General features: G+C 57.8%; 15 protein-coding genes and 1 pseudogene. 10 read left to right on the top strand and 6 right to left on the bottom strand.

The window, feature by feature from the left end; genetic code table 11:
• Positions 1-142 precede the first annotated feature (142 nt).
• Together DW56_RS10615 and DW56_RS10620 are read left to right on the top strand one after the other, a co-directional pair.
• Positions 143-1,831 carry a methyl-accepting chemotaxis protein gene (locus DW56_RS10615; protein ID WP_024553207.1) on the top strand — a complete coding sequence of 563 codons (1,689 nt, stop codon included), beginning with the start codon at positions 143-145 and terminating at the stop codon, positions 1,829-1,831.
• A 193-nt stretch (positions 1,832-2,024) separates the two neighbouring features.
• Positions 2,025-2,522: a YciE/YciF ferroxidase family protein gene (locus DW56_RS10620; RefSeq protein WP_024553206.1), complete on the top strand. Its 498-nt coding sequence runs from the start codon at positions 2,025-2,027 to the stop codon at positions 2,520-2,522.
• Positions 2,523-2,588: 66 nt separating this feature from the next.
• Here DW56_RS10620 and DW56_RS10625 read toward each other — a convergent pair whose 3' ends face one another.
• The 4 genes from DW56_RS10625 to pcaH all read right to left on the bottom strand — a co-directional run bounded on the left by DW56_RS10625 (position 2,589) and on the right by pcaH (position 6,224).
• Positions 2,589-3,644, bottom strand: coding sequence for an alkene reductase (locus DW56_RS10625; protein ID WP_024553205.1), 1,056 nt, complete (start codon positions 3,642-3,644; stop codon positions 2,589-2,591).
• Positions 3,645-3,765: 121 nt separating this feature from the next.
• Entirely contained in the window at positions 3,766-4,689 is a 924-nt protein-coding gene (locus DW56_RS10630) for a LysR substrate-binding domain-containing protein (protein ID WP_024553204.1), read from the bottom strand.
• Positions 4,690-4,866: 177 nt separating this feature from the next.
• Positions 4,867-5,487 carry a protocatechuate 3,4-dioxygenase subunit alpha gene (pcaG, locus tag DW56_RS10635; protein ID WP_024553203.1) on the bottom strand — a complete coding sequence of 207 codons (621 nt, stop codon included), beginning with the start codon at positions 5,485-5,487 and terminating at the stop codon, positions 4,867-4,869.
• Positions 5,484-6,224: a protocatechuate 3,4-dioxygenase subunit beta gene (gene pcaH / locus DW56_RS10640; RefSeq protein ID WP_024553202.1), complete on the bottom strand. Its 741-nt coding sequence runs from the start codon at positions 6,222-6,224 to the stop codon at positions 5,484-5,486. Before pcaH ends, pcaG begins: the two co-directional genes overlap by 4 nt.
• Positions 6,225-6,467: 243 nt before the next feature.
• Between pcaH and hglS the strand changes: the two genes are divergently transcribed.
• Together hglS and DW56_RS10650 are read left to right on the top strand one after the other, a co-directional pair.
• A complete protein-coding gene (gene hglS, locus DW56_RS10645) occupies positions 6,468-7,811 on the top strand; it encodes a 2-oxoadipate dioxygenase/decarboxylase HglS (protein WP_024553201.1) in 1,344 nt (447 codons plus the stop codon).
• Positions 7,812-7,853: 42 nt separating this feature from the next.
• Positions 7,854-9,350: a carboxylesterase/lipase family protein gene (locus DW56_RS10650; RefSeq protein WP_024553200.1), complete on the top strand. Its 1,497-nt coding sequence runs from the start codon at positions 7,854-7,856 to the stop codon at positions 9,348-9,350.
• Here DW56_RS10650 and DW56_RS10655 read toward each other — a convergent pair.
• Positions 9,337-10,199 (bottom strand): annotated as a pseudogene (locus DW56_RS10655) (LysR substrate-binding domain-containing protein). The gene DW56_RS10650 and the pseudogene DW56_RS10655 overlap by 14 nt on opposite strands.
• Positions 10,200-10,313: 114 nt before the next feature.
• Between DW56_RS10655 and DW56_RS10660 the strand changes: the two are divergent.
• The 6 genes from DW56_RS10660 to DW56_RS10685 all read left to right on the top strand — a co-directional run bounded on the left by DW56_RS10660 (position 10,314) and on the right by DW56_RS10685 (position 18,797).
• The gene (locus tag DW56_RS10660) at positions 10,314-11,477 is read left to right on the top strand and encodes a pyridoxal phosphate-dependent aminotransferase (protein ID WP_024553198.1); all 1,164 of its coding nucleotides are present in this window, start codon (positions 10,314-10,316) and stop codon (positions 11,475-11,477) included.
• 12 nt (positions 11,478-11,489) lie between these two features.
• On the top strand, positions 11,490-12,263 hold the full coding sequence (locus DW56_RS10665; RefSeq protein WP_024553197.1) for an ABC transporter substrate-binding protein: 774 nt from the start codon (positions 11,490-11,492) through the stop codon (positions 12,261-12,263).
• A 602-nt stretch (positions 12,264-12,865) separates the two neighbouring features.
• Positions 12,866-14,521 carry a glucan biosynthesis protein D gene (locus DW56_RS10670; protein ID WP_024553196.1) on the top strand — a complete coding sequence of 552 codons (1,656 nt, stop codon included), beginning with the start codon at positions 12,866-12,868 and terminating at the stop codon, positions 14,519-14,521.
• Positions 14,522-15,083: 562 nt separating this feature from the next.
• Positions 15,084-17,237, top strand: coding sequence for a T6SS effector phospholipase Tle3 domain-containing protein (locus DW56_RS10675; RefSeq protein ID WP_024553195.1), 2,154 nt, complete (start codon positions 15,084-15,086; stop codon positions 17,235-17,237).
• A complete protein-coding gene (locus DW56_RS10680) occupies positions 17,234-17,953 on the top strand; it encodes a T6SS immunity protein Tli3 family protein (RefSeq protein ID WP_029589806.1) in 720 nt (239 codons plus the stop codon). The genes DW56_RS10675 and DW56_RS10680 overlap by 4 nt, the downstream gene beginning before the upstream one ends.
• 124 nt (positions 17,954-18,077) lie before the next feature.
• A complete protein-coding gene (locus tag DW56_RS10685) occupies positions 18,078-18,797 on the top strand; it encodes a T6SS immunity protein Tli3 family protein (RefSeq protein ID WP_029589807.1) in 720 nt (239 codons plus the stop codon).
• Between the two features lie 91 nt (positions 18,798-18,888).
• Here DW56_RS10685 and hpxO read toward each other — a convergent pair whose 3' ends face one another.
• Positions 18,889-20,046 (bottom strand): FAD-dependent urate hydroxylase HpxO, encoded by a 1,158-nt coding sequence (gene hpxO, locus DW56_RS10690; protein ID WP_029589808.1) that lies wholly within the window; start codon positions 20,044-20,046, stop codon positions 18,889-18,891.
• Between the last annotated feature and the right edge of the window lie 198 nt (positions 20,047-20,244).

Below are 20,244 nucleotides of genomic sequence, written 5' to 3' on the forward strand. Positions count from 1 at the left end.
CCGCTTTTTTTATACGCTGCGCCAGCACTAAATTGCTGATTCTGTGAGCCAGGTAGCGATCTTTGCGCTAACCCTTCGCGGGCTTCTGCCGATGGTTTTCTTACAGGCTTATTCCTGTCCTACACACATGAGAAAACTGGCCATGACTAAAACGACAACAAAGCAAAAAACGGACGTCCTGAGTTTCTGGCATAACATCCGGCTGGTTCCGCTGTTCTCAGCCATACTTGGCGGCATTTTGCTGCTTTTCGCCATCAGCGCAGGGCTTGCTGGCTATTTCCTTGTTCAGAGCGATAGCGCGCTTAACGACGTGAAAGAGGAAATACAGGTGCGAAGCGGCCTGGCGGACAGCGCCAGCCTGCTGCGCACCGCGCGCATTAATATGATCCACGCCGGCGCCGCCAGCCGCGTGGCGGAAATGGAAGACATGCGCCGCAATATCAGCGAGGCGGAAAAAAATATCAAACTCGCCGCGCAAGGCTTCGCCAGCTATGAGGCGCGCCAGCAGCAGACCGGCAACGCGCTGAACAGCGATCTGAAAGCCCGCTTCGACGCCTATCTGAACGGCCTTCAGCCGATGCTGAAATTCGCCAAAAACGGCATGTTCGAAGCGATTATCAACCATGAAAACGAACAGGCTCGCCAGCTCGACACCGCCTACAGCGATGTGCTGCAAAAAGCGGTGGCGATCCGCACCGAGCGCGTCCAGGCACTAAGCGACCAGGCGGCGAAACGCACCCATTTCAGCGTCCTGATGATGGCGGGCGCGTTTGCCGTGGCGCTTATCATGACGTTGCTGACCTTTGTCGTGCTGCGCCGCATAGTGATCGTGCCGCTCCAGCATGCCGCCAGCCGCATTGAAACTATCGCCAGCGGCGACCTCACCCTGCCGGAAGAGCCCGCAGGGCGCAGTGAAATCGGCCGCCTCAGCCAGCATCTGCAACTTATGCAGCGTTCGCTTGTGAAAACCGTCGGCACCGTGCGTGAAGGCGCGCAAGCCATCTATCAGGGCACCAGCGAAATCTCCGCCGGCAATACCGATCTTTCATCCCGAACCGAACAACAGGCCGCCGCGCTGGAGCAAACCGCCGCCAGCATGGAGCAGCTCACCGCCACGGTGAAACAGAACGCCGATAACGCCCATCACGCCACAAAACTTGCAGAAGACGCTTCCGGCAAAGCGAGCGACGGCGGGCGCATCGTCTCCGGCGTTGTCACCACCATGGGCAACATCTCCACCAGTTCGAAGAAGATTTCTGAAATTACCGCGGTCATTAACAGCATCGCTTTCCAGACCAACATCCTGGCGCTGAACGCCGCGGTGGAAGCGGCGCGCGCAGGGGAGCAGGGACGCGGTTTCGCCGTGGTGGCGAGCGAAGTGCGTACCCTGGCAAGCCGCAGCGCCCAGGCGGCGAAAGAAATTGAAGGGCTTATCAGCGAATCCGTGGCCTTGATCGATAAAGGCTCCACGGAAGTGGTGCACGCGGGCGACACCATGAAAAGCATTGTGGAGGCGGTAAAACGCGTTACCGATATTATGCTGGAGATCGCCGCCGCGTCGGATGAACAGAGCCGGGGCATCGAGCAAGTCGCGCAGGCCATCGCGGAAATGGACAACGTGACGCAACAGAACGCGTCGCTGGTGGAGGAAGCTTCCGCCGCCGCCGTCTCGCTGGAAGAGCAGGCGGCTCGTCTTAACGAGGCCGTAGGAGCGTTCCGCCTGCGCCAGTCCGTTTCTGCGCCTGAGCATCGCGCTTCGCCTGTTGAACCGCGCGCGACAACCGCGCCGCGCCCGGCGCTGGCCAGCGGCGATAACTGGGAAACGTTCTGACAGAAGCGTAAACCTGCCGATCCCCTTAGCCATCGGCAGGCTGACTTTTGTCGCCCTTCGGGGCGACTTTTTTTAAATTAGGAATATGCTGTACCGTTTTCTGCGTTTGCCGCCTGGCTTATTTCGCCAATCATCGTCCAGGCTTATCAGGGTCCGGATATGACATTCTGAAATAACTAACGGAGACAACGACATGCAGATTAAAACCGCTCAAGACCTTTTCGTTCATTTACTTTCAGACACCTACAGCGCCGAAAAACAGATCACCCGTGCGCTGCCGAAGCTGGCGCGCGCTGCGTCAGACGAAAAGCTTGTCCAGGCGTTTAAAGCTCACCTGGAAGAGACGCACGGCCAGATTGAACGTATCGACAAAGTGGTTGAAAGCGTGCCGGAACTGAAGCTGCGCCGTATTAAATGCGTAGCGATGGAAGGCCTGATTGAAGAAGGCCAGGAAGTCATTGATGAAGTGGAGAAAGGGCCGGTGCGCGATGCGGGCCTGATCGCCGCCGCTCAGAAAGTGGAGCACTACGAAATCGCCGCTTACGGCACGCTCTGCACCCTGGCGGGCCAGTTGGGCTACACCGAGGCGAAAAAACTGCTGGGTGAAACGCTGGAAGAAGAGAAATCCACCGACGGTAAACTGACTACCATCGCGGAGTCTGACGTCAATACCAAAGCGTCAACCAAATAAGTCCGCGCTTATCGGGCGTAAAAAAAACCACTCTTTCGGGAGTGGTTTTTGCTTTCTGCAAGCGGCTTACGCCAGCGCAGGGTAGTCGGTGTAGCCCGTTTCGCCCGGGGAGTAGATGGTGTCGGCGTTAAGCGGGTTATAAGGGCCGTTTTGCGAGAAGCGCTCCACCAGATCGGGGTTAGCGATATAAAGCTTACCGAAGGCGACGGCGTCCGCTTCGCCTTGTTCAATCAGCGCTTCGGCGCTCTCTTTGGTTAACCCGTCATTAGCGATCCACGCGCCGTGAAACTTCTCTTTGACCTGCGGGCCAACGCGGTTCGGAAAATCGAGCGCTTCGCGGGCGAAGATAAAGGCGAGATTGCGTTTATTGAGCGCTTCCAGCACATAGCCGAACATCGCCACCGGCTGCGAATCTTCCATCGAATAGGAGTTGGACATCAGGTTCAGGTGCACCCCCACGCGATCGGCAGGCCACTCTTCAAGCAGCGCGTCTACGGTTTCCAGCAGGAAACGGGCACGGTTCTCAATGCTGCCGCCGTAATGGTCGGTGCGCTTGTTGGAGCCGTCGTGCAGGAACTGATCAAACAGGTAGCCGTTGGCGGCATGCACTTCAATGGCGTCGAAGCCGGCGCGCTTCGCGTTGATTGCCGCTTTGCGGAAATCTTCCACGATGCCGGGAATTTCTTCGGTTTCCAGCGCGCGCGGCTCGCCGTAAGGGCGTTTAGGGCGCACGGCGGTTACATGTCCTTCCGGGGCGATGGCGCTTGGCGCAACCGGCTTTTCGCCGTCAAGGAAGACCGGGTCGGAGACGCGGCCGACATGCCAGAGCTGAATCGCGATTTTTCCGCCTTTCGCATGCACGGCATCGACAATCTCTTTCCACGCCGCAACCTGTTTTTCCGACCAGATACCCGGGGTGTTCGGATAGCCCACGCCCTGCGAGGTGACAGAGGTAGCTTCGGTAAAGATAAGCCCGGCGCTGGCGCGCTGAACGTAATACGCTTTGGTCACTTCCCCCGGCGAGCGTTCATCCACGGCGCGCATGCGCGTGAGCGGGGCCATCACGATGCGGTTGCTCAGTTCGAGCGCGCCGATTTTTACGGGATCAAACAGCGAAGGCATAGTCAAACTCCTGTCAGGAATAATGCGGTTCGGTAAAAAATGCGTTATTCCTCGCAAATTCGCAAGGGCAGGGAATTAGCACTTTATGCGCTTAATTATGCCCTTACGTCATGATTGCGGATCAAACAGGCATGGATTTGCGAATAGAGGCGAGCAGGGTTTGCGCGCCGCTGGAGAGCGGGCTGTCGACACGCGTCAGAATGCCGATAGGTTCGCCCGCGCCCTGCGTGGCGACAGGCAGCGCGGTCAGCGTTCCCTGGCGCAAATCCTCTTTTACCGCGCCGGAAGGAACAAACCAGACATAGTTGTAATCCACGGTCAGCTGGCGCGAGAGCGAGGCGGAGAGCGTTTCAATGCAGGTGGCGGGCAATCGACAGCCCTGGCTCGCCAGCAGCGTCTCAGCGTTCTGGCGCGGTACGGTGCCTTTGGGAGAGACCACCACAGGCCACTCCATCACGCGGCTCAGCGTAATGTTGTCGTTGAGTAAAGGGTGACCTGGACGCACCACCAGCTTCAGGGATTCGAGAAACAGCAACTCATAATTAAGCCCGTTCATCAGTTCCGGGTCCGACATGCGGCCAATGCCGAGATCCAGTTCGCCCGATTTCAGGCCCGCCAGCAGCATGGTGTTGTTCATGGTGGCGACCTGAAGGGTAATACCGCTCTGCTGTTGGTGAAACTGCCCGATCACGGCGGGAAGAATGCCGAGCGCGGCGGTGGGCAGCGCGCCGATGCGCACGACGTCGATATTATCGCTCTCTTTGCGGGAGAGCGCCTGGCCTGCATGGTTCAGCGCGTCCAGCACTTTCACCGCATGGGTGAGAAACTGCTCGCCGACGAGCGTCAGCTGGGCGCCGAGCCTGCCGCGCTCAAACAGGCGGGTGCCGGTAAGCTGCTCCAGTTCGTTAAGCGTTTTAGAAAGCGCAGGTTGGCTCAGGTTGAGCGTTTCTGCCGCGCGCCCCAGAGTTCCCTGCTGTGCGACGGCGACGAAGGTGTGAAGGTGGCGCAAGCGAATGCGCTGAGAAAACAGACCATTTTTTTCCATAACTGATGTTAAAAACAGAGCGGGAAGCGTGACAAGATAAGTTGTTTAATTTTGATAACTTGCTAGCAAAATAATATTAACAATGAACTAGCATTTACGACACAAAGCGGAGAGAGGCAGGGCAGATGTCCATATGCCCGGGATAAAAAAGGGCGCCAGCAGCGCCCTGTTGATTCACTACACGTCGAAAAAGACGGTCTCTTTCTCGCCCTGAAGATAAATATCAAAGCGATACACCACCTCATCGCCGCGCTGCTCGCGCGTGGCGATAAGCGTATTGCGGCGCACTTCCCATTCAATCAGATTCAGCACCGGATCTTTTTCGTTGGCCGCCTGTTCATCGGCAAAGTACATGCGGGTATTCAGACCGATGTTAATGCCGCGCGCCACAATCCACAGATTGACATGCGGCGCCATCATGCGGCCGTCTCGTCCCGTTACCGGGCCGGGCTTGATGGTTTCAAAGCGCCACACGCCGCTGTCGAAATCGGAGCAGGTGCGGCCCCAGCCGCGAAAGTCCGGGTCGAGCGCTTTCTCCTGCTGCAAGTCGGCAGGGTGGTTATAACGCCCGGCGGCATTGGCCTGCCAGATCTCCAGCAGCACGTCGCGCACCGGCGTGCCGGAGCCGTCAATCACCCGGCCTTCGATCACAATGCGCTCGCCCTCGGTGTGGCTGTTGGTCAGCACATGGCTGAAGTTTTTCTCGAAAATATGAAACCCCGCCGCGTGCGGCGCGAGACCGATATGCACATACGGCCCGGCGGTCTGCGAGGCGGTTTCCGGCAGATAATCTTTCATCGTGCGGCTCCTTGCGTGCGGTTTTCAAACAGCGTGGCGCGGCTGCCGCGCAGCACCAGGTCGAAGCGATAAGCCAGGCAGTCCAGCGGCACGGCGGCGTGCGTATCAAGCTCGGCAATCAGCGTGCGTACCGCGTCGTCGTTGTTAATCGTGCGGACAATAGGGCACTGGCGGATAAGCGGGTCGCCCTCGAAATACATTTGCGTAATAAGCCGCTGGGCGAAGGCGTCGCCGGAGAGCGAAAAGTGGATATGCGAAGGGCGCCAGTCGCTCGCCTGGTTGCGCCACGGATAGGGGCCCGGTTTAATAGTGCGGAAAAAGTAATAGCCGTTTTCATCGGTCAGTACGCGGCCGCAGCCGCCAAAGTTCGGGTCGATGGGCGCCAGGTACTGATCTTTCTTATGACGATAGCGACCGCCTGCATTCGCCTGCCACACTTCCACCAGCGTGTTTTTCATTGGGCGGCCAAACCCGTCGCGCACGTAGCCGTGCACAATAATACGCTCGCCAATCGGCAACCCCTCTTTGGCGTAATTCATAATCAGGTCGTTATCCAGCGGGCCGAGATCCTGCTCGCCAAACACCGGGCCGGTAATTTCTGACAGCGAGCTTTGCAACGAGATTAACGCGTTGCGCGGTGAGCGCAGCACGCTGGTTTTATATCCCGGCGCAAAGGCGGGCGGGTGTTGGTTATAATCGCGATGCACGACTTCTCGCGCGGGCCGTTTTTCACTCATAGCGGACTCCATCAGGCAGGGTACAAAGGTTATGTTTTTTAAACGCCTGCCAGGAGTGTGTGTAAATATAATGTTAATTTAAAGTGAATTTATGGCTTTATTTACATAACCATGAGTTATGGAACCAGGCGTTCACATCACTTTCTGTTACTGCCGTCGCAGATCACAAATTACGAATTGTTCCCGCCAGGCGCTTAAGCCGTTCTCTACACTCACATCAATACTCACAGGAGGCATGAGAACATGGCGAACAGCATCACGGCTGATGATATTCGGGAGCAGTTTTCACAGGCGATGTCGGCGATGTACCAGAAAGAGGTGCCGCAGTACGGCACGCTGCTGGAGCTGGTGGCCGACGTTAATCTTGGGGTTCTGGAGAATAACCCGCAGTTGCACGAACAGCTGGCGAACGCCGATGAGCTGGCGCGCCTGAACGTGGAGCGCCACGGGGCGATACGGGTCGGCACGGCCCATGAGCTTGCCACGCTGCGCCGCATTTTCGCCATCATGGGCATGTATCCGGTCGGCTACTACGATCTCTCGCAGGCGGGCGTGCCGGTGCATTCCACCGCTTTTCGTCCGGTGGATGACGTGGCGCTGGCGCGTAACCCGTTTCGCATCTTCACCTCTTTGCTGCGCCTTGAGCTGATTGAAAATGAAAAGCTCAGAAAGCGCGCCGCCGCTATCCTCGCCAGACGCGATATCTTCACGCCGCGCTGCTATGAATTGCTGAGCATTTACGACGAGCAGGGCCATTTTACCCAGGAGCAGGCAAACGAGTTTGTAAGCGAAGCGCTGGAGACCTTTCGCTGGCACAGTCACGCCACCGTGGATGCGCAAACCTACCAGGCGCTGCACGACGAGCACCGCTTAATTGCCGACGTGGTTTGCTTTCGCGGCTGTCATATCAACCACTTAACGCCGCGCACGCTCGATATCGACCGGGTGCAGGCGTTAATGCCGGAATATGGCATCACGCCGAAAGTATTGATAGAAGGGCCGCCGCGCCGTGAGTTCCCCATCTTATTGCGCCAGACCAGCTTCAGGGCGCTGGAGGAGCCGATTCTCTTTGCCGGAGAAAGCGCGGGCACCCACACGGCGCGTTTCGGGGAGATTGAGCAGCGCGGCATGGCGCTGACGCCGAAAGGCCGCGCGCTTTACGATGCGCTTTTACAGGAAGCGGGCAGCGGCAAAGATAATTTCACGCATCAGTACCACTTGCAGGAGGTTTTCAGCCGCTTCCCTGACAGCGACGCGCTGCTGCGCCGCCAGGGCCTGGCCTATTTTCGCTATCGCTTAACGCCGGTGGGCGAAAAGCATCGCCACGCTATCCGGCCAGGAGACGACCCGCAGCTGTTAATCGAACGCGGTTGGGTGACGGCGCAGCCGATTATTTATGAAGATTTTCTGCCGGTGAGCGCGGCAGGCATTTTCCAGTCAAACCTCGGGGCGGAAAACCACGCCCGCAGCCATGGCAACGCCAGCCGGGAAAGCTTTGAGGCGGCGCTGGGAAGCCAGGTTTTCGACGAATTTACGCTCTATCAGGAAGCAGAGGATCGCAGTAAGCGACGTTGCGGTCTGCTCTGATCGCGCTACGCTCTCAGCAGTGAGGCTGAAAAGGACAAATCAATGGAAACATCGCCAGAAGTCGCAGTGGCGCAGGGGCTGCTGTCGGGCGTAATTGAAGAGAATATTGCTGTATGGCGCGGCATCCCTTACGCCGCGCCGCCCACAGGGGAATTACGCTGGCGCGCGCCGCAACCTCCCGCCCCCTGGCAGGGGGTATTGCAGGCCGACACGTTTGGCCCGGCAAGCTGGCAAAACGCCGATTTCTGCAAGGCGCTGGCGGGCGGCGACCCGGGCGCGTTTTCAGAAGATTGCCTTTATCTGAATGTCTGGGCCCCACGTGAACGCCAGGGCGCGTTGCCGGTGATGGTCTGGCTGCACGGCGGCGGCTATACGCTCGGCTCAGGCGGCTTGCCGCCTTATGACGGCAAGCGGCTGGCAGAGCGCGGCGTAGTGGTGGTGACGGTCAATTACCGGCTCGGGCACCTTGGTTTTTTCGCTCACCCGGCGCTGGAAGAAGACGAACCTGTCTGTAACTTTGCTTTGCTCGACCAGATAGCCGCGCTGCGCTGGGTGCAGGAAAATATTGCCGCGTTTGGCGGCGATCGTGACAACGTCACTCTGTTTGGCGAGTCGGCTGGCGCGCGCAGCGTGCTGTCTTTGCTCGCTTCGCCGCTGGCGAAAGGGCTGTTTCATAAAGCCGGGGTGCAGAGTGGGTATACGCTGGCGGACACGCCTCGCGATAAAGCTTTGCAGAAAGGCGTGGCGCTGGCTTCGCACCTCGGCCTTGAGAACGCCACCGCAGAGCAACTGCGCGCATTGCCCGCCGACGCTTTCTGGCCGCTCAGCGCGCCCCATAACCTTGCCCCGGTGCCCATCTCCGGCGACAGCGTGCTGCCGCAACCGATGCTGGAAACCTTTTTCGCCGCCCGCCACCATCCCATGCCCATACTGATTGGCAGCAACAGCGATGAGGCGAGCGTGCTGACCTGGTTTGGCGTCTCGCTGGAAGCGCAGATTGCGAAGCTGCGGCGCGAGCGGCGCCTGGGGCTTGGGCTGATTCGTCTGCTTTACCCCGGCGTGCGGGACGACCGCGAGCTGGGCCGCCAGGTTAGCCGCGACATGGCCTTCACCACGCTTGGGTTTGTGGTGATGCAGGCGCAGCAGCGTATAAACCAGCCCTGCTGGCGTTACTGGTTTGATTACGTAGCGCAAGCGGAGCGCGAAACCTGCGCCAACGGCGCGTGGCACGGTTACGAAGTGCCTTATGTTTTCGATACGCTCAGGCTGGTGGAGCCTGCCTGCAATAACCTCACGCCGGAAGACCTTGCTTTCGCTTCGCAGGTGTCGGATTACTGGGCGCGTTTCGCGCACTATCAGCCAGGCGACCTGCCGGTGCTGGGAGGGCCGGTGCGCTGGTGGGCGAGTTTACGCGGGCGCGAGCGGCTGTTGCGCCTGGGCCTGAACAAGCTGGCGGGGTTCAGGCTTGAGACCCGCTTTATGCGCGCCCGAATGCAGCTTTTTAAAAGGGTAATGAAACATCACGTTAGCTTAGAGTAAGCAGCGCCTGGCGAAAGGCGAGCAGCGGCGCGGCGTCGTCCGGCTGCTCGCGTGTCATCAGACGGTAGCTGGCGCCGGTTTTTACGCTCTCCTGGAATGGGCGTAATAAGCGGCCCGCGCGCAAATCTTCCTCTACCAGTTTTACATCGGCAATGGCAATGCCAAAGCCCTGGATCGCGGCGCTGATAGCCAGATCCATCGTATCGAAGTGCTGATTTTTCCGCATAACGGGCAGCGGCGGCGGCTGTTGCGAAAGCCAGAGCGTCCAGTCCGTTTTATCGCGAGTGGGGTGCAGAAAGGTGAACCGGGACAGGGCATCCAGCGTGAGGGGGGCATCGCCTGCCAGCGCGGCGCTGACGACCGGCGTGAGCGCCTCTTCAAAAAGCGCATCGCCGCCCCGGTTTTGCGCGCCGAACACAATGGCGGCGTCAAACGGTTCCGTTTTAAAACTCACTCCGTGACCGGTGGTCGTGGTTAGCGCCACCTGCACCTCCGGCAGGGTCTTTTCCAGTTGCATCAGCTTAGGCAACAGCCAGCGCATGGCGCAGGTGGGGGCTTTCAGGCGTACCACGCTCTGTTTATGCCGCGCCTGCTCGGCGGTGCGGATAAGCTCGCCATAACGCTGCTGAAGCTCAGGCAGCAGCGCTGCGCCTTGCGGCGTCAGGTGCAGCCCACGGGCGTGACGCTCAAATAAAGCAAAGCCGAACCAGGCTTCCAGCGCGGCGATCTTTCGGCTGACGGCGCTTTGCGTCAGGCAAAGCTCGCGCGCGCGGCATGAGTCAGGTTAAGAAAACGGGCGGTGACCAGGAAAGCGTCCACCGCTGTGAGGGGGAAAGTTCGCCGCGACATGGGTGCTCCAGCTATGCGTTTTTTGCATGGCTATTATGACAACAATTCGGTTGTGGCGGCAACCTTGCTGTTGAATAGTTATGCATATTTTGTGATTAATGACAGGGCGAGACGATGCACACTCCGGTTCAGAGCCGTTCGAAACTTCCCGATGTAGGCACCACGATTTTTACGGTGATTGGCCAGCTTTCGGCGCAGCATAACGCCATTAATCTCTCCCAGGGCGCGCCCAACTTCCCCTGCGACCCGCAGCTTACGCTGGGCGTGACCCGGGCGATGGAAGCCAACCACAACCAGTATGCGCCGATGACCGGGCTGATGGCCTTAAAAGAGCGTATCGCCGAAAAAGCAGAGCGTCTTTACCAGGCGCGCTACGACGCCGGAAGTGAAATTCTCATTACCGCCAGCGCCAGCGAAGCGCTTTACTCCGCAATCAGCGGGCTGGTGCATCCTGGCGACGAGGTGATTTACTTTGAACCCTCCTTCGACAGCTATGCGCCCATTGTACGCTTGCAGGGGGCGACGCCGGTTGCCATCAAGCTGACGGTGCCCGATTTCAGCGTCGACTGGGATGCGGTGCGCGCCGCCATCACCCCCCGCACGCGGATGATTATCGTCAATACGCCTCATAACCCGAGCGGGCAGGTCTTTACCCGCGACGACCTCGAGCAGCTGGCGGCGGTAACCAAAAATACCGACATCGTCATTCTTTCCGATGAGGTTTACGAACACATTGTCTTTGATGGCGAGCGCCATCACGGGATGGCGACGCACCCGCAGCTGGCGGAGCGCAGCGTGATTGTCTCTTCGTTTGGCAAAACTTTCCACGTGACGGGCTGGCGCGTGGGTTACTGCCTGGCGCCGGCGGCGCTGATGGAAGAGGTCTGCAAGGTCCATCAGTTTTTAATGTTTTCCGCCGACACGCCGATGCAGTACGCTTTCGCTGATTACATGGCGAACCCGCAAACTTATCTGGCGCTGGGGAGCTTTTATCAACGCAAGCGCGATTTAATGCAGCAGTTGCTGGCGGCGTCGCCCTTCAAACTGTTGCCGAGCGGCGGGGCGTTTTTCCTGCTCGCCAGCTACGCGCATTTCAGCGACGAGGCGGACAGCGAGATGGTAAAACGGCTGATTACCGATTACGGCGTCGCGACCATTCCGCTTTCCGCCTTTTACGCCGATGGGACCGATAACAAACTTATTCGCCTCTCTTTTGCCAAAGATGAAGCGACGTTAAGGGCAGGGGCGCAGGCGCTCTGCCAGGTGAAGCCACGTTAAGCAGGGGTGATGATGAATAAAGTTAAGGTGTTATGTCTGACGCTTGGGATGTTTTCCTGCGCCGCGTTTGCCGCAGGCGAACTGCGCTACGGTATTGAAGCTGAATATCCGCCGTTTGAAAGCCGCAATGCCGCGGGCGAGCTGGAAGGGTTTGACGTCGATCTCGGCAACGCCATTTGCAAGGCGGCGAGTCTTAGGTGTAGCTGGGTGGAAACCTCGTTTGACGCGCTGATCCCAGGCTTAATGGCGAAAAAATTCGACGCCATCAATTCCGCGATGAACATTACCGACCAGCGCCGCCAGAGTATCGACTTCACCCAGCCCATTTACCGCATCCCTTCGCAGCTGGTGGGGAAAGAGGGCAGCGCGCTGGACGCCACGCCGCAGGCGCTGAAAGGCAAAACCATCGGCGTGTTGCAGGGGTCTATTCAGGAGACCTACGCCAAAGAGCACTGGGAAAAGCAGGGCGTGACGGTGGTTTCCTATAAAGACCAGAACATGGCATGGGGCGACCTGGTGAACGGGCGTATCGACGCCTCGCTTGTTATGTCCGCCGCAGGCCAGGGTGGTTTTCTGAGTAAGCCGCAGGGCAAAGGGTTTGGCTTCATCGGCAAGCCGGTTGAGGATGACAAAATTCTCGGCAGCGGCATCGGTTTTGGTCTGCGTAAAGGCGACGAGGCGACCAAAAAACAGCTCGACGCCGCTATCGACAAAGTGCGTGCCGACGGCACCATCGACCAGCTGGCGAAAAAGTACTTTCCGGGCATCGACGTTAGCGTGAAATAATCGCCCGCAGACAAAAAACCCCGGGAAACCGGGGTTTTTTTATCGGTGTTTCTCAAAGAGAACCCGGCAAAGCCGGGCCACCGCGAGCTATCATCATTACTATTTATAGGTGTTATCCGGCGAAGCGCTTTGGTTACGCCGGAGCCTCCCAGTGGGAGGAATAAAAAGGCATATACAGCCTGCGTGATAACAGCGCATCGCGCAGACTGCGCCGGTGAAACTACGCTGCGGCGCTTCGTCTGGCAAGAGGGCGCCGCCATATTATTTTTGAATGAGTCGAAGCTGCCATCGGGCGCGTTAAAACAGAGAGAATCGTCTGATAACGGTTCGGGTTTTCGCGTTTTATCCGGCAATATTGAGAACTGCCGTGCCGCCCTGGAATTCCCTTCATAATTAGGGCGTTAGCTTTTGCAAAGCCTGACGCTTCCTTACCGCTTGCTGACAAATAACATGCTGAAAAATATAATAAAAATAAGTTTCCGGCAGGCTATTGGATTCATTCTGAATTTTGTCTACAGTGTGCGGTCAGATCGCTTAACACTTGCCGTGTTCTGCCTGCGGGCAGGACAACTGTATCGACAACTAAGGACGATTTCTCAGGCATGAACCGCAGACGTTTTATCAAAGCCTCTTTCGCGCTCGCCGCAGCGTGTGGCGCGCCCGGCCTCGCCGGACTCTTTTCCCGTACGGCCTGGGCGGAGGATGCCGGGATCGCCGACGGACAGACCCGCGCGTTTGACTTCTCTGAGTTGCAGAACATGGCGAGCAGCCTTTCAAAGAACCCGTGGGGCGGCGCGCCGCGACCGCTGCCGACTACGCTCGCCACGCTCACCCCGCAGGCTTACAACAGCATTCAGTATGATGCGGGCCATTCTTTGTGGAACAACATCGACGGGCGCCAGCTCGACGTGCAGTTCTTTCACGTCGGCATGGGTTTTCGCCGTCGCGTGCGCATGTTCTCTGTCGATCCTGGCAGCCGACAGGCGCGTGAAATTCACTTCCGCCCGGAGCTTTTTAACTATCATGACGCTGGCGTGGATACCCGCCAGCTGGAAGGGCAGACCGATCTCGGCTTCGCGGGTTTTCGCGCGTTTAAAGCGCCGGAGCTGGCGCGCCGGGACATTGTCTCTTTCCTTGGCGCAAGCTATTTCCGCGCGGTGGACAGCACCTATCAGTACGGCCTCTCCGCGCGCGGTCTGGCGGTAGATACCTTTACGGACCAGCCGGAAGAGTTCCCCGATTTCACCGCCTTCTGGTTTGAAACGCCAAAAGCGAATGACACCACATTTGTGGTTTACGCGTTGCTCGACAGCCCGAGCATCACCGGCGCTTATAAGTTCACCATTCATTGCGAATCCACGCAGGTGATGATGGAGGTGGAAAACCATCTCTTCGCCCGTAAAGACATTAAACAGCTCGGCATCGCGCCAATGACCAGTATGTTCAGCTGCGGCACAAACGAGCGGCGCATGTGCGACACCATTCATCCGCAAATTCACGACTCCGACCGTCTCGCCATGTGGCGCGGCAACGGCGAATGGGTCTGCCGCCCGCTGAATAATCCTCAGCGTCTGCAATTCAACGCATTTATGGATGAAAACCCGAAAGGGTTCGGTCTGTTGCAAACTGACCATAAGTTCGAGAGTTATCAGGATGTCATGGGCTGGTATAACAAGCGCCCAAGCTTGTGGGTCGAACCGCGCAACCGCTGGGGCAAGGGCGCTGTCGGTCTGATGGAGATCCCAACGACCGGTGAAACGCTCGATAATATTGTCTGCTTCTGGCAGCCGGAGAAGCCGGTGAAAGCCGGGGATAAGCTTAACTTCGAATACCGGCTCTACTGGAGCGGCGACGCGCCGGTGCGTACGCCGCTGGCGCGCGTTTACGCCACCCGTACCGGAATGGGCAGCTTCCCGGAGGGCTGGGCGCCGGGCGAACACTTCCCGAGCCAGTGGTCGCGTCGCATCGCCATCGACTTTATCGGCGGCAAGCTGAAAGAATCCGCGCCGAAGGGCATTGAGCCCGTGATCACGCTTTCCAGCGGCGAAGCGAAGCAGGTTGAAATTCTCTATGTTGAGCCGTTCGACGGTTACCGCATTCTGTTCGACTGGTATCCAAACTCCGACTCCGTAGAGCCGGTAGAAATGCGCATGTATCTGCGCTGCCAGGGCGAAGCCATCAGCGAAACCTGGCTTTATCAGTACTTTCCGCCCGCGCCGGATAAGCGCAACTACGTGGACGACCGCCAGATGCGATAAGCGCCCGGTTGTTGCGCAGAATAAAAAAGCCCCGCTTGCTGGGCTTTTTTATTTCATGCTGAAAGCGCAGCTTTTTATATACGTAATTCGTTAATGGTTTTAGCAAAAAAAATTTATCCGGTTCAGCCTGGTATAAAGGTGGCTGCGCCTGTAAAACCAGGGAACATGCAGGCTTAACTTTTATTTCGCTTTAAAGCAGGGCTTCTCTTTTAGCGACGGGCTTTTATTATCCTCCGCGTGTTGTTACAGAATTTATAATTTCATCAGTAATATTCAATGGAATTATGACTCGCGCGGCCAGTCACCAGACTGGCTTATATGCTGGCTCTGATGGTCAGCTACTTTTGTTGTGGATCACAATGCTGTTATATCAATAACAGGTATCTTCTTTCATTAAGACCTTACAGAAAGATATTCGCCGTTTTTTAATTAGATATTTTTAGAGGTATGAATATTTAATTCAGCGGCCTGTGTCTGGCTTTCACACTATTAACGGATCCAGTTAATTTGGTAAGCAATTTAAGGCGGCAGATCTTAATACCTGAAAAATGGAGTTACTGTGATGGAAAACAAGACCAGTCCTTACCGCAAACGCGTGCTGATTGAGAACGATCCGGGCGTCCATAAAGCCCACGGCCTGGCCGCCCAGACATGCCGTATTGGCGTGCCACGCCCGATGCCCTGCATCGTGATTCTGGTGCATGGCGTGAACGACGTGGGCGAAGCCTATGAAAACCAGGAGCGCGGCATCCTTGCAGGGCTGGGCGAACGCCTGAGCCGCCAGGATTTCTGGCCGCATGAGTGGCGGGAGTTCATGCAGATGCGTAATGAACCGGCGCAAAGGAAAATCTGCGCGCCGGGGCGCTCGCCCGTTATTCCGTTTTACTGGGGCTACAAGCCCGTGACCCGCGAGGCGTGGGCCGCCGACCAGCGCCGCTACCGCGAGGAGGTCAGCAGGCTCAGCAGCGACGCAAAACTGCCCTATGACGCCTACCAGGAAAACGACCCGCAGAAAAAGCGCCGGTACGGCAATGACGGACAGGGCAGCCTTAAGTTTGAGAATGACTGTTTCGGCAACGTGCTGGATACCGGCTTTGCCAAAAATGGCGGCACCTTCGCCAACGCCACCACCAGTATCCCGGATATGCTCGGCCCCGGTGCGGGCGGCGCGGTGCTGGCGGCAGCCGGGTTTGCCTCGCTCCACCTGAACGGCGGCGACTACACGCACCCCGTCTACGCTAACCCGCACCGCATCTACCAGTTCTTCGCCGCCCAGCGGCTGGCGGAGCTGATAATCCGCATTCGCCAGGAGCCGCGTACGGAAAAGGATGTGATTAATATCGTGGCGCACAGCCAGGGCACGCTCATCACCATGCTGGCGAACATGCTGGTGAAGCAGGCGGGGTTTGACCCGGTGAACTGCTGCATCCTGAACCACTCCCCTTATTCGCTGGAATACACCTTCCTGGAAAATGTGCAGCCGGGAAATCACCAGACCGTGCGGGCGCGCCAGGAGACGTTCAGTAACTTCTGCCGCCTGATGGCGACGCAGTACAGCGGCGGCGAACATACGGAAGCGGAGATGGCGCATATGGAGTCCCGCGGCACGCTTCCCCGCCCGGTAAACGGAAAATGGCACAGCGACCCGCGCTACCGGCGCAACAACCACGGCAAGGTCTACAACTACTTCAGCCCGAATGACGGCACCGTTTCACTGAATAACGTGCAGGGTATCGGCTGGCGGGGCATTCCGTCCGCGGTTGCCGGCGCGATACCCAACCTGCGCCAGCGGGTGTTCTGCCAGGGCGTGGAGGTGGGCCATTCGCCGTCTGCCACGCCGTTCCGTAAACCTGAGCCCCGGCCGGGCGATTTCAGCTACAGCGGCTTAACCAACACCCGATGGGATTTTCACGACGTGGTGATTACGGGCGAGGCGCTGCCGGAGGCCTTTGTTTTTGAGCTGACGGGCGAGCATAACCACCCGGATGGTGACCCGGCCACCTGCGACGGGAAATACCGGGGAGATATCAGCGGTCCGGACCGGGAAATTTCCTATTCCGCCAGGGCGGTGGCGCTGAAACGCACCGAACAGGTGATTTACACCCTGCCGGACTACCGCGCCAGTACCTGGCCCGTGGGCTACCAGCTGAATGAAGAAGAGCTGGCGGTAATGAGCAGTTATTACCGCGGGACGTTTATCCGGGGCATCGTGCGCGGCAGCAGCATGGATTTCCGCTCGGTGGAGTACACCCGGCTTAAGACGGAGGAGGAGCTTCACCGGGAATGGGAGAAAACCGACCCGGTGGGCTACAGCCAGCACTCCGCTATCGTCATGAGCGACAAAGCGCCGTCGCACGCCATGGCCTTTGACCTGGCGATAGGCCAGTGCGAGGCGTTTGATTACCGGGAGGGAAAGTTCTGGGAAATGCTGCTGCACACCGCCGACTGGCGGGACAGGCTGGGTGAGTATGCGCCTGCGAAGGAATATTACCGGACGGGAAAATTACCGGAGCCGAATACAAAACTTTATATGAATAAGCCGGATAAAGTGCTGCCAACCGGCGAATTTGGCGTGGTTAATGAGTATGCAGGCCAGGCGACCACGCAACTTCAAAGTTACTACACGCTGGAAGGGGCGACCACAGTTTATGAAGCCCAGTGGAAGATGCCGCGCCCGCTGAGCGAGCAGGAAATAACGGAAGGGATTAAAAAATGACAGGGAAATTTTTTCCGGCAACACTCCTGCCGCTACTGCTCACCGGCTGTGACGGGGCATTCGACACCGTCCAGCCGCCCCCGCCGGTACCGGTGCAGGTGGTTTACCGTTTCGACGACCACCGCTATCTGGAGCTGAAAGGGTGGGACTGTGAAGGCGCGCTCACCTATGTTGATACCCGGCGCAAAATACACTCTGAGGTGGCCTCACAGTTTTACCGGATATTCACCAAAAAGTATGTCCATCCGTCTGAGCGTTATATTGCCGTTATGACCTGGGATTCCACAGGGTTTCTTGTTTCAAAAGACTATGGCCGGACATGGAAATCGGTTGAGTACGCGCCAACCAGTTCCGAAGACGATGGCACCAGCAGCCCAAAGCGTGAGGACATAGTTTCCTTTACGGTGGTCAACGACCAGGGCTTCCTGCTGACAAAGCAGGGGCGGATATACATGTCCTCAAAGCCCTTTGACGACCCGCGCCTGGCGCCCGGCGGGCCGGGCATCCCCTGGGAGCTGGACGGGGAAATGCATAAAATCCTGCCCCGCTCTCCCGGTCCGGCATGGGGGCTGGACTATTTCAACCCCAAAACCCTTCCTCACCTCGTGGAACAGTTCAAGGCGAACTACCAGGACCTGCCGCAAAGCGTGCCGGAAGTGAAGCACTACACCGGCTGGGACCATATGCGCTGTGACATGGACGCCGGGAGGAAATGATGCGTAACGCAACAGCCCGTCAGCGCAACGCTTCGCCGTGCAATCATGGTGCTGAGCAGCATAATCCCCCGAGGAAGAGGCCGCGCCCGCTGAGGGAGCAGGAAATAACGGAAGGGATTAAAAAATGACAGGGACAGCTTTTCTGACAGCAGTTTTACCCGCGCTGCTCTCCGGCTGTGACGGGGCATTCGACACCGTCCAGCCGCCCCTGCCGGTACCGGTGCAGGTGGTTTACCGTTTCGACGACCACCGCTATCTGGAGCTGAAAGGGTGGGACTGTGAAGGTGAGCTCTGGTACACGGATATAAAACGCGGAATTCATACACAGCCGGGCTTACAGTTTTACCGGATTTTCACCAAAAAATATGTCCATCCGTCTGAGCGTTATATTGCCATTATGTCATGGGATTCGCAGGGTTTCAGGGTATCCAAAGATTATGGCCGGACATGGAAATCAATTGAGTACGCACCAACCAGTTCCGAAGACGATGGCACCAGCAGCCCGAAGCGTGAGGACATAGTTTCCTTTACGGTGGTCAACGACCAGGGCTTCCTGCTGACAAAGCAGGGGCGGATATACATGTCCTCGAAGCCCTTTGACGACCCGCGCCTGGCGCCCGGCGGGCCGGGCATCACCTGGGAGCTGGACGGGGAAATGCAAAAAACTGAACCCCGGTTCCCCGGCTGGGCATGGGGGATGGTCTATTTCAACCCCAAAACGCTTATCACGTCCGTTGAAAAGCACAAAACTAACTGGCAGGACCTGCCGCAAAGCGTGCCGGAAGTGAAGCACTACACCGGCTGGGACCATATGCGCTGTGACATGGATGCCGGGAGAAAATAATATAAAGCCCTCAGGAAAAAGCCCTTCTTCAGGGCTTTTTCATCTCAACGCGTCGTCATCTGCGTTACCCGTGTAGCGGTTATAACGCGTCTTACGCCAGCGGCCCGCCCATAATGGTTTCGCGCATGCCCGCCAGGATGCGGTCGCCGGTTTCGCTTTTTAGCTCTTCATACCAGCCGTCTGTCACGCTCATCTCTTTGCCATGGGTAACGTCGCTGCGCTTACGCGCTTTCAGCACCAAATCTTTTACCCTATAAGCGCGCTTTTCCTGATAACGCAACAGCGCGTCTTCAATGCCCAGAGAATTGGTTTGCAATGCTATCGCCAGCACTACCGCGTCTTCCATCGCCGCGCAGCCGCCCTGGCCGATATCCGGCGTTGTGCTGTGTCCGGCATCCCCGAGCAGCGCCACGCGCCCGCGCACCAGTTGCATAAAAGGTTCGATGTCGTGGATCTCAATGCGGTTGGTGGTTTGCGGGTCGATAGCATCAATCAGCTTCTGCACAGGCGCCGCCCAGCCGGAGAAATAACGTTTAAGATCGGCGCGTACAGTGGTGCGATCCTCCGCCAGCCCCTTCGGCAACGGCACGTCGAAAAAGAAATAAAATCGGTTGCCCGACACCGGCATCAGCGAAACGCGTTTGCCTTCGCCAACAAACGTCGTCCACTGATTAGCTGGCGCGATGGATTCATCAATCTCTACCAGCCCGTTCCAGTTAACGTAGCCTGCATAGCGGCGCTCTGTCTGGTGGCCCAGCACCCAGGGGCGGATGACGGAGTGGGTGCCGTCGGCGGCAATCAGCAGGTCGCCTGTTGCGATATGCCCGTCGCTGAAGTGGGCGCGAACGCCTTCCGGGGTTTCTTCGATATGGGTGACGCGTTTGTCAAACTGGACGGCTTCGCGGCCATAAGTCGCCAGCAGCATATCCTGTAATTCGGCGCGCGCCACAGGGTAGGGGCGCTCACCCACGCTTTTAATCAGGGGATCGAGACTAAAGCGCGTCAGCGTCTGGCCCAGACGAAACTCCTGGTAGGCCATAAATTCCATCGGTCCGCCCAGCGCCGCCAGCTGCGCCTTCATGCCAAGCCAGTTCAGGCACTTTACGCCGTTCGGCCAGATGGATATGGCGGCGCCGACAGGTTTAATTTCCTTTACCGCTTCATAGACTTCGGTGCTGATGCCGCAGCGCTTAAGCGCAATCGCCGCGCTCAGGCCGCCTATGCCGCCGCCAATAATGATCGCTTTCATGTTTTCGTCTCCTTCGTAGTTACGAAAACGTTAAGCAATATCTATACCAGCGTGTCGCAGCCATAAGCGGGCGCGATAGCCATACCTTACGTTCCTGTTGCATCAGTCTGGTGACCCTGGCTGGTGCAGTTGCCGCTTTTTGCGGCAAACCATAAATTCTGGTGGTGTTGCTTATCGCCAGGCTATGTTAACTATCAG

The organism is Franconibacter helveticus LMG 23732 (genome assembly GCF_000463115.2).
Taxonomy (GTDB): Bacteria; Pseudomonadota; Gammaproteobacteria; order Enterobacterales; family Enterobacteriaceae; genus Franconibacter; species Franconibacter helveticus.